The sequence below is a fragment of the Xanthomonas hortorum genome (genome assembly GCF_024339125.1).
In the GTDB taxonomy this organism is placed as follows: Bacteria; Pseudomonadota; Gammaproteobacteria; order Xanthomonadales; family Xanthomonadaceae; genus Xanthomonas; species Xanthomonas hortorum.
On record NZ_CP101417.1, the window covers coordinates 4,445,354 to 4,460,887 of the forward strand.

12 protein-coding genes are annotated in these 15,534 nt (G+C 64.9%); 3 read left to right on the forward strand and 9 right to left on the reverse strand.

Translation table 11 applies throughout. From position 1 onward, the window contains the following. Nucleotides 1-9 precede the first annotated feature (9 nt). Nucleotides 10-1,668 (reverse strand): methyl-accepting chemotaxis protein, encoded by a 1,659-nt coding sequence (locus NMB96_RS19080; RefSeq protein ID WP_023904244.1) that lies wholly within the window; start codon nt 1,666-1,668, stop codon nt 10-12. A gap of 314 nt (nt 1,669-1,982) precedes the next feature. On the opposite strand from NMB96_RS19080, the gene NMB96_RS19085 reads away from it, so the two are divergent. Further along, nucleotides 1,983-2,603 carry a DNA-3-methyladenine glycosylase gene (locus NMB96_RS19085; protein WP_043889263.1) on the forward strand — a complete coding sequence of 207 codons (621 nt, stop codon included), beginning with the start codon at nt 1,983-1,985 and terminating at the stop codon, nt 2,601-2,603. Here the strand turns inward: NMB96_RS19085 and NMB96_RS19090 are convergent. After that, on the reverse strand, nt 2,543-6,985 hold the full coding sequence (locus NMB96_RS19090) for a DEAD/DEAH box helicase (RefSeq protein ID WP_255085421.1): 4,443 nt from the start codon (nt 6,983-6,985) through the stop codon (nt 2,543-2,545). The genes NMB96_RS19085 and NMB96_RS19090 overlap by 61 nt on opposite strands. 432 nt (nt 6,986-7,417) lie before the next feature. Between NMB96_RS19090 and NMB96_RS19095 the strand changes: the two genes are divergently transcribed. Further along, nucleotides 7,418-7,762 carry a DUF3301 domain-containing protein gene (locus NMB96_RS19095; protein ID WP_023904246.1) on the forward strand — a complete coding sequence of 115 codons (345 nt, stop codon included), beginning with the start codon at nt 7,418-7,420 and terminating at the stop codon, nt 7,760-7,762. A 247-nt stretch (nt 7,763-8,009) separates the two neighbouring features. Here NMB96_RS19095 and NMB96_RS19100 read toward each other — a convergent pair whose 3' ends face one another. The 7 genes from NMB96_RS19100 to NMB96_RS19130 all read right to left on the reverse strand — a co-directional run bounded on the left by NMB96_RS19100 (nt 8,010) and on the right by NMB96_RS19130 (nt 14,748). Next, nucleotides 8,010-8,453, reverse strand: a complete 444-nt coding sequence (locus NMB96_RS19100) for a ClpXP protease specificity-enhancing factor (RefSeq protein WP_023904247.1) — start codon at nt 8,451-8,453, stop codon at nt 8,010-8,012. A gap of 78 nt (nt 8,454-8,531) precedes the next feature. After that, a complete protein-coding gene (locus tag NMB96_RS19105; RefSeq protein ID WP_006453247.1) occupies nt 8,532-9,167 on the reverse strand; it encodes a glutathione S-transferase N-terminal domain-containing protein in 636 nt (211 codons plus the stop codon). Between the two features lie 741 nt (nt 9,168-9,908). Continuing rightward, entirely contained in the window at nt 9,909-10,667 is a 759-nt protein-coding gene (locus NMB96_RS19110; protein WP_023904248.1) for a cytochrome c1, read from the reverse strand. Continuing rightward, nucleotides 10,660-11,919: a cytochrome b gene (locus NMB96_RS19115; protein ID WP_006449543.1), complete on the reverse strand. Its 1,260-nt coding sequence runs from the start codon at nt 11,917-11,919 to the stop codon at nt 10,660-10,662. Before NMB96_RS19115 ends, NMB96_RS19110 begins: the two co-directional genes overlap by 8 nt. Further along, nucleotides 11,919-12,563, reverse strand: coding sequence for a ubiquinol-cytochrome c reductase iron-sulfur subunit (petA, locus tag NMB96_RS19120; RefSeq protein ID WP_183086741.1), 645 nt, complete (start codon nt 12,561-12,563; stop codon nt 11,919-11,921). The genes NMB96_RS19115 and petA overlap by 1 nt, the downstream gene beginning before the upstream one ends. 177 nt (nt 12,564-12,740) lie before the next feature. After that, a complete protein-coding gene (locus tag NMB96_RS19125; protein WP_023904251.1) occupies nt 12,741-13,733 on the reverse strand; it encodes a lytic transglycosylase domain-containing protein in 993 nt (330 codons plus the stop codon). Between the two features lie 49 nt (nt 13,734-13,782). Further along, nucleotides 13,783-14,748 (reverse strand): helix-turn-helix transcriptional regulator, encoded by a 966-nt coding sequence (locus tag NMB96_RS19130; protein WP_255085422.1) that lies wholly within the window; start codon nt 14,746-14,748, stop codon nt 13,783-13,785. 119 nt (nt 14,749-14,867) lie between these two features. Between NMB96_RS19130 and NMB96_RS19135 the strand changes: the two genes are divergently transcribed. Next, nucleotides 14,868-15,482 (forward strand): glutathione S-transferase family protein, encoded by a 615-nt coding sequence (locus NMB96_RS19135; protein ID WP_255085423.1) that lies wholly within the window; start codon nt 14,868-14,870, stop codon nt 15,480-15,482. The last annotated feature ends 52 nt before the right edge of the window (nt 15,483-15,534 follow it).

A 15,534-nucleotide genomic window follows, 5' to 3' on the forward strand; every position in this document is an offset into this window, starting at 1 on the left:
GTCGGTCTCTCAGAAGCGGGCGAACTGGCCTTCGTCCGGGCCCTCGGACATGGCGTAGGCCGGCGCTGCAGTGCTGCGCCAGCCACGTGCAGCTGCGGCGCGTGCCGGACGTGCGGCGACCGCCTTGCCACGCTTGGGCGGCGTGCTCGCAGGCCCCTGCCCGCCCAGGCGGAAGAACGCCATGCTCTGCTGCAGTTGTTCGGCCTGCGCGCTCATCTCTTCGGCAGTGGCGGCCAGTTCTTCGGACGCGCTGGCATTCTGCTGGGTGGTCTGACTGAGCTGCACCACCGCCGAGTTGATCTGACTGACGCCGGAAGATTGCTCTTCGGAGGCGGCGGAAATCTCCTGCACCAGATCCGAGGTGCGCTTGATGCTGGGCACGATGGTGTCCAGCAAACGCCCTGCGCGATCGGCCAATTCCACACTGGAACTTGCCACTTCGCCGATCTCCTGCGCGGCCACCTGGCTGCGTTCGGCCAGCTTGCGCACCTCGGCGGCGACCACGGCAAAGCCCTTGCCATGTTCGCCGGCACGCGCCGCTTCGATCGCCGCGTTGAGCGCGAGCAGATTGGTCTGATAGGCGATGTCGTCGATGATGCCGATCTTCTGCGCGATCTGCTTCATCGCCTGGGTGGTGGCGACCACTGCTTCGCCACCTTCAATGGTTTCTTTCGCGGCCTGAGTGGCCATGCCATCGGTAATGCGCGCGTTCTCGGTGTTCTGACTGATCGATGCGGTCATCTGTTCCAGCGATGCGCTGGTTTCTTCCACACCAGCGGCCTGTTCACTGGCGGCCTGCGACAGGCTCTGCGCAGTGGCACTGACTTCTTCCGATGCACTGGCCAGGGTCTCGGCACTGGTATTGACCTCGCCGACCACCTGCGACAGCTTCTGCACCATGGTGCGCATGGCTTCGAGCAACTGCGCGGTTTCATCGCGGCCCTGCACCTCGATGCGCATGCTCAGATCGCCTTCCGACAGTCCATTGGCAACCGCCACTGCGCGGCGGATCGGGCCAGTGACGCTGCGGCTGATCACCACACCTAATATCGCGCCAAGCAGCACACCTCCACAAATGATGGCGATCAGCAGTTTGGAAGCGCGTGCATGGATAGCACCGGTTTCCGCATTGGCCGATGCCGCGCTGCGCTCGCGCAGGCTGCTCAGATCGGTCATCAGGTTATCGACTTCATCCGAACTGGCGCGCACGGCGCGCGACAGCGCTGCCAATTCCGGATTGGTTTCGCGCAAGGCCTCGCGGTTGGCGACTTCGATAAAGCGGCCGCGCTCGTCCAGATACTTTTGCCAGGCGCGATCGAACTGCGCCAGCTTGGTCTTGCCCTCTTCGGTTTCGAAACTGCCACGCGCACGGGTGATGTGATCGACCACCCTGGCGGTGTACTTGTCGATGCTCTGCACATGCGACTGGCGTTCTTCGGCGCTGCTGGCCAATAACAGATTGGCGCGTGCGCGGCCGGCATAGATGAGGTTGATATTGGCCTCTTTCACGTTCGACAAGCCCAGCAATTCGCGCTCGTACAGCGAGCTCGACAGGTCGCTGATACGACCGGAGTTGGAATAGCCCACCCAGCCGATGCATGCGCCGATCGCCGAGACGATCAGGAACGCCACGATCAGCCTGGTTCCGATTCTGAAGTTGCCTAACATTGGAAAGTTCTCTTGAGGATGGTGCGCGCGACAAGCGCTGCAAGGACAAGCGATGGCGTGCTGCGAGGTAGCGATCACGACGACGCGGCGTTTCTAAACCGTTCGTTAATGGCTATCGGCGCAGGTAAAATGCGCTTGAGATGCGGGCATTACCGCGATGCCTATTCAGGCAATTGGATGTGCGCTTTTGTGACCGGTCATGCGCTCGCAATAGCCCACATTCGGAAAAATCCTACCCGCGATTCGCGCGTTGTCCGGGACAGTCCTGAGGGACACCCGCAGCGACATCACGCCCACGCCGCTAGGCTGCGTGCATGTCGCCTCGGCCACTCCCGCGCACGTTTTACGATCACGACGCACGCAGCGTCGCACCGCAATTGCTCAACAAGGTGTTGGTCAGTGCGGACGGACGACGCGGGCGCATTACCGAGGTCGAGGCGTATTGCGGCAGCGAAGATCCGGCAGCGCATTCGTTCCGCGGCATGACTCCACGCACGCAGGTGATGTTCGGTGCGCCCGGGCATCTGTATGTGTATTTCATCTACGGCATGCATTGGGCGATCAACGCGGTGTGCGGCGGCGCACCTGGCCATGCAGTGCTGATTCGCGCGCTCGAGCCGCTGGCTGGGATCGCTTCCATGCAGGCTGCACGCAGCGCTGCCCCGCTCAAGACCCTGACCACCGGACCCGGTCGCCTGGCCCAGGCCTTCGGCGTGACGGCTGCCGATAACGGGCTGGATCTGACCGACGCAAGCGCGCGGCTGTGGATCGAAGACGATGGCCTGCCGCCGCCATCGATCCCGCTGACGACGCCGCGCATCGGCATCCGCAAGGCGGTGGATGCGCCGTGGCGCTGGGTGGTCCCCGATAGCCGCTATTTGTCGCGCCCGCTTCCGCGCGTGACCGGCGCGCGCGCGGTGCTGCCGGGCGACTGAGCCAGCCAGTGTTCCATCGGCGTCTGCTCGGCAGCGCCTGGGCCACGTTGCAGTAAGCGCAGTGCCTGTTCGGCTTGTTCAGCTGTGAGTTCCTGCAGCGGCTGGAAGCGATCTGCCGCCCACACCGCCACCGGCAGGCCATCGAGATAAGCCACGCGATTGCCCGGCACGCGCGCGATGCGCTCGCCCGGCAGAAGACTGCCGAGCAGATTACTGGGGTCGCTCGCACTCACGCACACCCACTGCCCTTGCAGCGGCTGCGCACGCACCCGGCGCAACGCGGCAATCGCATCCGGCAACGCGAATTGTTCGCCAGACAGGCCCGCGATAAAGCGACCACCCCGGATCTCGCCGCGCGCTTCCAGCCGTTGATACATGCGCAGCAATTCGCGCCACGGCGGCAACCATGCAGCCTCACGTTCGAGCAACCGCCAACACACCACGCCATAACGACGCAGCAGCGTGCGCGCAACGTGTTCGAGGGTGTCCTGATGCCGCTCGCCGGCTTCGGCCAACGGTAATTCCGGCAGCGTGCGAACCGGCGCCCAGCGACCGGCATCGCGAATGCCCAGCGCACTGGCGCGGCGACGGTGGCGCGACAACGCGCTCGGTCGCTTGGAGGCCGGTACCAGCAGCGCACGCAAGCCGGCGTAACTATCGCAATGCGCGCGGCCACGCATCACCAGCTCGCTCAACGCGTCTTCCAACTCGGTGCTCATCAAGCGGGCGGCATCGGCGATCTCATCGAAGAACAACGCGCCTTGCTGCTGCAACACCTCTGCCACGCGTTGCGCGCGTGAGCCCAACGGTGCGTCATCGACACCGCGTGCCAGGCTGCTCCAGCGCTGCGCTTCGCGACGCGGCAATAACACGATGGGCGTCGCGCGCAACGCGGCACCGCTGCGGCCACCGCCGGGACGCAGCCGTGCCCACACGGTGCGCCCGGCCGTGCACAACTCGTCCAGCCACGCCGGTTGGTAGTCGCGTACCCGCGCAGGTAGCAGCTCGCTCTCCCACAGCAGCGCGGGCGCTTCAAAGCCTTCCAGCTGCCCGACAACACCGGCCAATGCATCGGGGCCGGCCACACGACTGGCGCTGTCGAGGTGCTGCCACTCGAACAGAAAGCGCGCGTAATCGCGTTGCGACACCGGTTCGATCTCGCGGCGCAAGCGCCCCAGGGTGTAGCGATGGATGCGCGCCAACAGATGGCGTTCGCACCATTCCTCCGACTGCGCCTGCGCACTGAACTGCCCGGCCATGACATAGCCCTCGCGCTGCAATGCCGCCAGCGTGAGCACGATCTCGGCCTGCGGCAAATGCAGTGCGCCCGCCAATGCCGGCACCTGCGCCGGGCCGATCGCAGACAGGCGCCCGCGCAGCAGTTCGCGCACAGCCCAGTCGCGTTCCCACTCGGCGACATGGCAATCGGCCGGCGCCTGCAACGGCGGTTGTGGCGACGCATCTGGATACAGCGGCATGAACCAGTCGATGCGCTCGGCGCTGATCCATAGCGCGGGCGCACCGTTCAACGCGATACAGCTGGCGCGGCCATCGGCAGCCAGCGCAGCCAACCAGGCCTGCCATTGCGCATCGGCGGCTTCGTCGACGGGCAATACGCCAAGCCCGACCAGCGCTTCGTGCATTTCTTCGGCATCGCGTGGCTGCGGCCAGGCTTCCTCGCGCACCGAGGCGATGGCGTCCGGATCGAGCCGGCCCAGATCGTCGCTGGTCTGCGGTGTGTAGCGGCGGTTTTGAACCGCCTGGGTACGGCGCTCTTCCAACGGCGCGTCGTCCAGAAACGCGTACGGACGCGCGTTCAAGGCCTCGGCCGCCAGCGGCGATGGCGCGGCCAGATCGCGCGCCACCACCGTGATTTCGCCGGATTCCAGCCCACGCAGCACCTGCAACCAGCCTTCGCTGTCCATGGCCTGATGCAGGCAATCCTGCAGCGTCTGCGTCACCAAGGGATGGTCCGGCACCTGCCGCTCGCCGACCAGATTCTCCACGCAGGCGACCTGATCGGGGAACACGCTCGCCAGCAGATCTTCGGACTTCATCCGTTGCAACTGCGGCGCCACCTTGTTGCCGCCAGTGAAGCGCGGCAACGCCATCGCATTGGTCGCATTCCAGCGCCAGCGCACGCCGAACAGCGGCGCATCCAGCACCGCCTGGATCAGCACATGCTCGGCCGATGACGAGTGCAGATAACGGGCCACCTCCTCCAGTGCAAAGCTATGACTGGTGGACAGCGACAGCACGATCGCATCTTCGGTTGCCGCGGCCTGCAATTCGAAATTGAAGGTGCGACAAAAACGCTTGCGCAACGCCAGCCCCCAGGCGCGATTGATGCGGCTGCCATACGGCGAATGGATCACCAGCTGGGTGCCGCCGCTGGCATCGAAGAAGCGCTCCATCACCAGACATTGCTGGGTCGGCATGGTGCCCAGCGCCGCGCAGGCGTGCGCGAGATAGTCCACCAGTTGGCGCGCGGCTTCGGCGGCCAGACCCAACTCGCTGCAGAGCCAATCACAGGCGGCTTGATGTGGCGCGGTGGCGCGTGGCGTGCTTTCGAGTAGCGCGCCTTCTAACGGCGCGCTGTCCAGCCGCACCGCAACTTCGCCACGCAACCGCGACACCGCCGCCGACAATTCATCGCTGCGGCCCGGCGCCTCGCCCAGCCAGAACGGAATGTTCGGCGGCGCGCCCTTGGCATCTTCCACCCGCACGCGGCCCGCATCCACACGCAGGATGCGGTAGCTGGCATTGCCGAGCTGAAACACATCGCCGGTCAGGCTTTCGACCGCGAAATCCTCGTTCACCGTGCCGATCTTTTCCGCCTGCGGCTCCAGCACCACGCTGTAGTCGCCGGTCTCGGGAATGGTGCCGCCGGAGGTCAGCGCGGTCATGCGCGCACCACGGCGTGCATGCAGGCGGCGGTGCACCGCATCGCGATGCAGATAACCCGCACGCGGCCCGAGCCGGGTACTGAAGCCCTCGCACAGCATGCCGACCACGCGATCGAACGTCTCCCGGCGCAGCTGAGCGAATGGCCACGCGCGGCGCACCAGCGCGAACAGCGCATCTTCGTCCCAGTCCTCGCAGGCGGCCTCGGCCACGAGTTGTTGTGCAAGCACATCGATCGGCGCGAGCGGAATCCGTAGCGCGTCCAGCTCGCCGCGGCGCACGCTATCGAGCAGCGCAGCGCATTCGACCAACTCGTCGCGGGTCTGCGGAAACAGCCGCGCCTTCGGCGTGCCACCGACCGCATGCCCGGCGCGTCCGGCGCGTTGCAGAAACGTGGCGATCGAACGTGGCGAGCCGAGCTGGCAGACCAGGTCGACATCGCCGATATCCAGCCCGAGTTCCAGCGATGCGGTGGCCACCAATACGGTCAATTCGCCAGCCTTGAGGCGCTGCTCGGCCAGCAGGCGCGTCTCGCGCGACAGGCTGCCGTGATGTGCGGCCACGCGCTGTTTGCCGAGCAGATCGCCCAGATGCCGCGCGGCCCGCTCGGCCATGCGCCGTGTGTTGACGAATACCAGCGTGGTGCGGTGTTGCTGCGCCAGCGCAGCCACCTCGGCATACACCTGCAGCCACTGGTCGTTGGACATCACCACGCTCAGCGGCGTCGGCGGCAAGGCCAGCGCGAGGTCGCGCGTGCGGGTGTAGCCGATATCCACGATGTCGCACTGCGGTGGAGGTTGCCCGTCTTCGCCGACGCCGACCAGAAATTGCGCGACCGTTTCAATCGGCTTCTGCGTGGCAGACAGCCCGATGCGGGTGATCGGGCGCTCGGCCAATCGTTGCAGGCGCTCCAGCGTCAGGCTCAGATGGCTACCGCGTTTGTCCGCCGCCACCGCATGGATTTCATCGACGATGACGGTGCGCACGTGCCGCAGCGCGTTGCGCCCGGAGGCCGAGCCCAGCAGCACATACAAGGACTCCGGCGTGGTCACCAGAATATGCGGCGGCACGCGCCGCAGTTTGGCCCGCTCACGCTGCGGTGTGTCGCCGGTACGCACCGCCGTGCGCACTGCTACATCAGGCAAACCGTCTGCGCGCAGGGCTGCGCGGATGCCTTGCAGCGGCGCGTCCAGATTGAGATGGATGTCGTTGGATAGCGCCTTCAGCGGCGACACGTAGACCACGCGGGTTTCGTCCGGCAATGCGCCGCCGTTGGCCAGACCATCGCGGATCAGCGCATCGATGGCGGCGAAGAACGCGGTCAGCGTCTTGCCCGAACCGGTCGGCGCAGCCACCAGCGTGTGCCGCCCGGCCTGGATCGCAGGCCACGCGGCAATCTGCGCCGGCGTGGGCGCAGCAAAGGTCTGCGCGAACCATGCGGCCACGACAGGATGGAACTGCTGCAGAACAGGATGCATAGGCAATGCCCCGAACCGTCGCGCCAAGTTAGGGCGAGCGGTGCGCGGATTCAACTCGGCGGGAGTTCACTGGATGGGGGTGCGCGGTCGCCGACGCAAGCCAGACACAGCAATGGCGGTGAATGGTTTAGCGCAGTGATCGATGCTACTGCCTAGCGTTCAGACGAGTGTGTTCAGCGCTCGCCATCGACGTATCGCGGGTACATATCCGCCTGTGCGCGCCGTTCGCGCCAGGCCTATGCAGGTTTTCGACGTGTGCTCAGCCAATGCTGGGACAGCGAGAACGCTTCCATAGCCGGTGCAACGAGGACGCTAGCTGCATGATCGTCGGAGACTGTGGCCAAGGCAGGATGTCTTGCCAGCCGCCAACGCAACGCTGCGGCCTGGCACGACGATTGTCGATCGGGCGCGTGCCGTGGCACATTGGCGCCCATGCCCAGCCTTATTCTCTTCATGATTGCCGGCGCCGCGCTGTACGCGTTCTGGAACTCCTCGCGTGCCGCTGCCGAACGCGCCGATATCCTCGGCCGCAATGCCTGCCGCGCCGCCGATGTGCAGTGGCTGGACCAGAGCGTGCATTCCACCAATATCCGTATTTGCCGCAAACCCAATGGTTGGCTGGGCTTTGAGCGGACGTTTCGTTTCGAGTATTCGCACGACGGCGTCGACCGCCACAGTGGTCGCCTGGTGCTGCGCGGCGATCAGCTGATCGCCTTCACCGGCCCGCAAGTGGCCACGGTGACGCCGCTGAACCCGGACCATGAGCGCTTGAATTGAGTATGGCTTGACTAGGTTGCGCGCATCCGAATGCATCGTTTGCGCTTGAGCATGCGCCACCGAAGTCTGCGCTGCGCTGATCACGCATCGACAGCACCGATGCGTCGACTGCAAAGTGCCTGCCCAGCAGCACGTCTGCTCGTCGCAGCACCATTGTCCATGTGCCTCATGCGCACAGTGCGCATCAATAACCGAGCGCCTGCCACACATCGAACGCCGGACGCGCAATGCGCGTCCGGACGTCCACTTACTTGACCACACGCAAATGCGGGCGCTTGCCGGCACTTGGCGACTCGTCCGGCGTAGGCGGGCTCGGTGGCGGCGGTGCGCCGGGATCCGGTGGCTCGGTGCTGGTGCCCGGGATGTCGTCCGGCAAGGCCATGCCCTGCCCGGTCTCGCGTGCGTACACCGCCAGCACGGCGGCCATCGGCACCATCACCGGATAGCTGACGCCGCCGAAGCGTGCAGTAAAGCGCACGCTTTCGTTGTCGACCTGCAGCCCGACCACGGCGCGCTCGGCGATGTTCAACACGACGCGGCCGTCCTTGACGGCACTGGCAGGCACCTGCACGCCAGGCAGGCCTGCGTCCACCAGAACGTGCGGCGTCATGCCGTTGTCGTTGATCCATTCGACCAAGGCCCGCAACAGGTACGGGCGATGGCTGGTCATGCGGAGGAAATCTTCGCTCATGGCGTCATTTTACCCGCACACGGCCCGCAGCGGCGGCGCTACGATCGGACCTCGGTCTGTTGGCATACAGCCCTCGCATCAGCCCGGCATGTCGCGCAGTTTGCGTTCCTGATCGGTGAGGCTGCGGATGAAGCCGGGATTGCGGAAGATCCGGTTGCCGTAGTCCTCGATCGCCTTGCCGTCCTTGGGCAGGCCGATCTCCAATGCGTCCAGTCGCCAGATGATCGGCGCCATGGCGCAATCGGCCAGACTCATTTCCGGATTGAGGAAGAATTTGCTGGCCTTGAACAACGGCACCGATGCGGTGAGCAGTTCCTTCAGGCGCTTGCGGCCGGCTTCGGCCTGGGTCTTGTTGCCGAGCTGGATGGCCTGCACCTGCGGCACCCAGTCGTGCTCGATCCGCAGCATCGCCAGACGCAGGCGCGCGCGCGACAGCGGGTCGACCGGCATCAGCGGCGGATGCGGATAGCGCTCGTCAAGGTACTCGCTGACCACCGATGCGGCGTACAGCACCAGGTCGCGTTCGACCAGGGTGGGAACCGAGTGATAGGGATTGAGATCGATCAGATCTTCGGGAGGATTTTGTGGGTCGACCGGCACCAGGTCGTAGGTCACCCCTTTCGCCGCTAGGACCAAGCGGACCCGGTGGCACAACACGTCGTCGTTGGACGAAAACAAAGTCAAGGTATTTCGCATACGCACACTCGTCGCCATTCAAGGCTCTCCGACGACCGGAATCCGCCGGCCGCATCGGTGCAGCCGGCCCAACGCCGACCGTCACCACGGTCCTTCGAGTGTGCAATCACGTCACGCAAAAGCCAAGGGTGATAAGGCCTCAAAATACGAACAAGCCATGTTGTCTTGTTGAATGACGGGCGTGCCAGGCGATTACGCGTCATCGACAGGGGGGGGTGCGGCTGATCTGCGGGTTTGCTGCAGGGCCCTCGCTCGCCCACCATCGCGGGACACGCCGCAAGTACGTCCGTGTAGGCTCTTACGCGGCATCCATGCCGCGTAAGGTCCCGCGATGGTGGGCCGGCAAGGACCAGTGGAGATAGTCGGTATGCATGTTTTCAATGAAGCAGCCGACTAACTGTCTGGTGCGGTGTCCTCGCCGATTGCGGGACCGTGTGGCGGCATGGATGCCGCCACCGAGCCTACATGGACGTACTTGCGGCGTGTCCCGCGAGCGGCGAGGTCATCGCGCCCTCGACCAACCGGCCAACCGACCAACCGACCAACACGGCCTGGGACCATCCAGATAGCGCCAAAGGCGGCTGACAGAAATGATTGCGCGACAGCCGGACGGACGCGGCTGGTGCCGGGAATCGGCACGCACCACGCGTCCAGTCCGGTTCTTCCACAGCTTCCACAAACGCTTGGCGATCGCCAAGCTGTGTTCGCTGCGTCGGGCGGCCGCGACATTACACGGCCGCTGCCGCACTCACAGCGCGATCAATGCACGTCCTTCCAATATTCCTTCTTGAGCAGATAGGCGATGAAGGTCAGCAGGGCCAGGAACAGGATCACCCACACGCCCATGCTTTGCCGCTTCAGCGCCGCCGGCTCGCCCGCGTACTCCAGGAAGTTGGAGATATCGCGCACAGTCTGATCGAACTCGACTGGTGTCTGGCGTCCAGCTTGACCGAGCTTGAGCGCCTGTACCGGCTTATCGCCGGTGGCCTTGTCCGGCGGCCCGTACTGCGCCTGCTGCAGGCCTTGCAGTTCCCACAGCGGATTGGGCATGGACGCGTTAGGGAACAACTGGTTGTTCCAGCCCAATGGACGGGTCTGATCCAGATAGAACGACTTGAGGTAGGTATAGACCCAGTCGGTGCCGCGCACGCGGGCGATCAGGGTCAGATCCGGCGGCGCCTTGCCGAACCATTTGGTCGCTGCATCGTGCGGCATGGTGCCTTCGATGTGCTCGCCGATCTTGGCGCCGGTGAAGTTGAGGTTGGCCATGACCTCCGCTTCGCTCAAGCCCAGATCGCTGGCCATGCGCGAATAGCGCAGATATTTCAGGGAATGGCAGCCCGAACAGTAGTTCATGAACAACTGCGCGCCACGTTGCAGCGAGGCGCGATCGCTTAGATCGTTTCCGGCCTGATGTACTGCGCCGCCTTCGGCCGCCATCGCACCACCGGCAACGACCAGCGCACACAGCAGAGCAACCAAGCGTGACTTCCATGACTTCACGATGTGCTTAGTCATGCGTGGTCACCCGCTCCGGTACCGGTTTGGTCTTATCTATCCGTGTCCACACCGGCATGGTGATGAAGAAGGCGAAATACAGGAAGGTCAGCACCCGCCCGACATAGGTCTCGTGTGCGTCGGTGCCAGGACCGGAGCCGATTACGCCCAGCCATACGAAGCACACCACCAGCACGCCGAGCGCGACCTTGGAGATCCAGCCGCGGTAGCGGATCGAGCGCACCTTGGCGCGATCCAGCCATGGCACCAGAAACAGGATCGCGATCGCCGAGAACATCACCACCACGCCGCCAAGCTTGTTGGGCACCACCCGCAACATTGCGTAGTACGGCGTGTAGTACCACACCGGTTTGATGTGCTCCGGCGTCACCAGCCGGTTGGCCTCGGTGAAGTTGTCGTGCTCCAGGAACAGACCGCCGAAGGCCGGCGCGAAGAAAATGATGAAGGCTGCGATCAGCAGCAGGAAACCGACACCGACCAGATCCTTGACCGTGTAATACGGATGAAACGGGATACCGTCGGCAGGCTTGTGCGCATCCCAGCGATTGCCCTTGGGACCTTTCTTGATGTCGACGCCATCGGGATTGTTGGAACCCACTTCGTGCAGCGCGCCCAGATGCAGCACGATCAGCAGCAACAGCACCAACGGCAACGCGATCACATGCAACGCAAAGAAGCGGTTGAGCGTGGCATCGCCGGGCAGATAGTCGCCCATGATCCATTCGGTCAAGCCATTGCCGATCACCGGAATGGCACCGAACAACGAGATGATCACCTTCGCGCCCCAGAACGACATCTGCCCCCAGGGCAACACGTAGCCCATGAAGGCCTCGGCCATCAGCACCAGATAGATCAGCATGCCGAGGATCCACACCAGCTCACGCGGCTTCTGGTAACTGCCGTACATCAGCCCGCGGAACATGTGCAGATACACCACGATGAAGAACAGCGAGGCGCCGGTGCTGTGCATGTAGCGGATCAGCCAGCCCCACTCCACGTCGCGCATGATGTATTCGATCGAAGCGAACGCATCGGCGGCGCTGGTCTTGTAGTGCATCGTCAGGAAGATGCCGGTGACGATCTGGTTGACCAGCACCACCATCGCCAGCGAGCCGAAGTAGTACCAGATGTTGAAGTTCTTCGGCGCGTAGTACTCGCTGACATGCTTGCGATAGACCGGCATCAAGCCGGGCGCGCGCTCGTTGACCCACTCGAACACGCCGTTCGCGGTACGGACAAGAATATTGCTCATCAGGCAGCCCCCGTGCTTTTGGCCAACGTACCGGCGCCATCCGGATCGACGCCGATGACCAGCGTGTTGTCGTCCACGTAGTGGTGTGGGGGCACCAGCAGGTTGATCGGTGCCGGCACGCCGTCGAAGACGCGGCCGGACATGTCGAAGCGCGATTTATGGCAGGGGCAGAAGTAGCCGCCCTTCCATTGCGGGTCGTAGGGCTCGGGCCGGATCTCGGCGACCATCTCGGGCGAACACCCCAGATGCGTGCACAGGCCGACCAATACCGAGATATCGGACTTGATCGAGCGGTACTCGGGGTTCTTCAGCACATAGTCCGGCTGCTGGTCCTTGTTCTCGGACTTGGGGTCCTTGAGCCGGTCGTCCAGCGAGGGCAGTGCGTCGAGCATCGCCTTGGAGCGCTTGACGATCCAGATCGGCTGACCGCGCCACTCCAGAACCAGCCGTTGCCCTTCCTGCAAGGCGCTGATGTCGGCGGTCACCGGTGCGCCGGCCAACTTGGCGCGTGCACTGGGATTCCACGACTTCACGAACGGAACTGCAACAAATCCTGCTCCGACCGCACCGACCACGGAGGTTGTCGCGGTCAAAAACCGACGACGCCCGAGATCAGCAGGTGCGTTAACCCCATCGTTGGCCATCCGGCTCTCCGATCTTGATTAGGTAGCGTGAGGCTGCCAACGGCTGGCGGGGGGTCCAGCCGCGATGAATCGACCGCAGTGTAGCGGAACGCTTAATGCACAGACAATGCAATGTACGCAGTCGGAGCTGCGCTGTGCAAACGCTGCATGCAGATGCGTGTCGATAACGCACGCAGCTCAGTTGGCTGCCGTGGTCTGCCCGCGATAGCGACCGGCCAGCAGGCCGACGCGCTGTACATAGCGCTGGGTCTCGCTGTAAGGCGGCACGCCGCCATAGCGATCCACCGCGCCCTCACCCGCGTTGTAGCCGGCAGCGGCAAGCGTGAGATCGCCGTTGAAGCGTTTCAACAACCAGGACAGATACTGCACGCCGCCGCGAATATTTTGCGATGCATCATAGGCGTCGCTGACGCCGAAGCGGCGCGCGGTTCCGGGCATCAGCTGCATCAACCCTTGCGCGCCGGCACGGCTGAGCGCCAGCGGGTTGTAGGCCGATTCGGCATGGATGATCGCGCGCACGATCGCTTCTTCGACCCCGAACTCACGTGCCGCCGCGGTGATTTCCTGCTGGTAGGCATTGGTGTTGAGCCGGATCGCACCAAAGTTGACGCCTGGCTTGGCGCCGCAGGCGTAGCAGGTCTCGATAAAGCTGTAGTGGATGGTGCGCAGGCCTTCGATGCTGGCGACCTGACGCGGGCGGGCGCTGGTGTAGTGGCGCACGCCGTCCTTCATATAGGAATAGACCTGCCCGCTGACCACCCGACGCGGATTGACCGCCGTTGCGGCGGCAGGCGCCTGCACGATGGACGTCTCCGACCCCGGCAGCGCGCGCGGCACCACCGCTGAAGCGACCTCGGCAGCGCGACGCGGCGTTTGGCTGACCGGCTGGCTGATGATCGTGGCCGGCGCGCCGCTGTCGATATTGGCGATGCTGCGCGCAGGGGCGGCAATCGAGCCTGGCGTCGCGCGCACCGAAGACGGCGGTGTGCGGCGGGTAGAGCGATCCGGGGTGTAACTGCTGATGACGCTGCAGGCGGCGCCGCTCTGGCGCTTGCTCAAATAGCTGGTGACGCCGTCGCCGCTGACGCACTTGTACAAGGTGCCGGCGCTGGCCGGCGCCGCCGACAACGTGACAAGTAACAGCCCCAGCACTCTTGACATCCCCTTCATGTGGCGGAGTGTCCCAGCTTGCCCTGGGCTTGCCAAGTGTCGGCCGGCGTTACCGGGGTAGCTGGTCCAGTTGCGCGCGCAACGCGTTCAGGGCCTGGGTCAGCGGTTCACGCATATCGGCAGGAGAGATCGCCTCGAACGGCAGTTCGAGCAGCAGCAGATTGGCCGCCAGGGCGGGCATGCTCGGGGCGCCCAGACCGAGCCAGCAATGCGCGGGGCCGTCGGCTTCCAGCGCCCCCAGCCAGGGCGGAATACGGGCGGCGAGTGCATCCAGCGTGCCTTGCAGGCGTACCCGCGCCCGGCATGGGAATGGCGACTCGCCGATCGCCTTGCGCAACAACTGCAGCGGCTCTTCCGGCAGTGCACGGGCAGCGAACTGCGCGCCGGTCGCGACGGCCTGATCGATACGGTCGGCACGCAGGGTGCGCCAGTCCTGACGCTCGCAGTCCCAGACCAGCAAGTACCAGCGCCGCCCGTAATTCACCAGCAACGCCGGCTCGACGCAGCGGGTGATCGGCGCGCCAGAGTGGCGGCGATAGTCCAGCCGCAAGGTAATGCGGTCGCGGCAGGCGCTGGCCAGTTGCGCCAGCAGTGCCGCGTCCACCAACGCGCTGGCTTCCATGATCGGCAGACTGGCCATGGCCGCATGCGCGGCGCTGGCGCGCTGGCCACTGCGTCGTGGCAACAGCGGATCGAGCTTGGCCAGCACCCGCGCCGCTGCCGCGTCCATGTCGCGGATCGTCGGCGCGGCCGCGCGCAAGGCGATCGCCACGGTGAGCGCTTCGTCTTCTTCGAACAACAGCGGCAAGGCGGCTGCGCCCTGCCCTAGCCGGTAGCCGCCACCGGTTCCGGGCGTTGCATGTATCGGGTAGCCGAGCTCGCGCAGGCGGTCGATATCGCGCCGCACGCTGCGCGGATGAATCTCCAGGCGCTCAGCCAGGGCCACGCCGGACCAGCTTCGGCCGCCTTGCAGCAGAGAAAGCAGACGCAACAGGCGGGCAGCGGTCGAGGCCATCGCGTCACCGTATTGCGGACAGAAAGTGTCCGCAATAGCTGCGTAGGATGACGTCATCGACTCCTGCTGCACGAACGCTTGCCGTTTGAACTCCTGCCGTATCCACCAAGGAACCCGCAATGCCCGACGACCGCCACATCACACTTTTCCACAATCCCCGCTCGCGCTCACGCGGCGTGCTGGTCCTGCTGGAAGAGCTCGGCGCCAGTTACAGCCTGCAGATCCTCGATCTGGAAAAAGGCGAGCAGCTCGCGCCTGAGTACCTGGCGATCAACCCGATGGGCAAGATCCCGGCGATCCGGCACGGCGACAGCGTGGTTACCGAACAGGGCGCGATCTATCAATACCTGGCCGAGCTGTATCCGGAAGCCGGCCTGTCGCCGGCACCGGGCGATGCCGATCGCGGCGCCTATCTGCGCTGGCTGGCCTTCTACGGTTCGGCGTTCGAGCCGGCGATCATCGACCGCGCGATGAAGCGCGACGCCCCGCCGCGCGCGATCTCGCCGTACGCCGACTGCGACACGGTGCTGCAGGTGGTCGATGCGCAGCTGGCCAAGGGCGACTATCTGTTGGGCGATCGTTGCAGTGCGGCCGATGTGCTGTGGGGCGGCGCACTCGGCTGGATGGTCGATTTCGGCCTGGTCGACCCGCCCGCCACCACCCGCGCCTACATTGCACGCATGGCCGACCGGCCGGCATTCGGCCGCGCCGAGGCGATCAACGCCAAGCCCTGAGCATCCGGACGCAGCCGGCGCAAGCGGGTAAACTACGCGGCTATCTTCTACC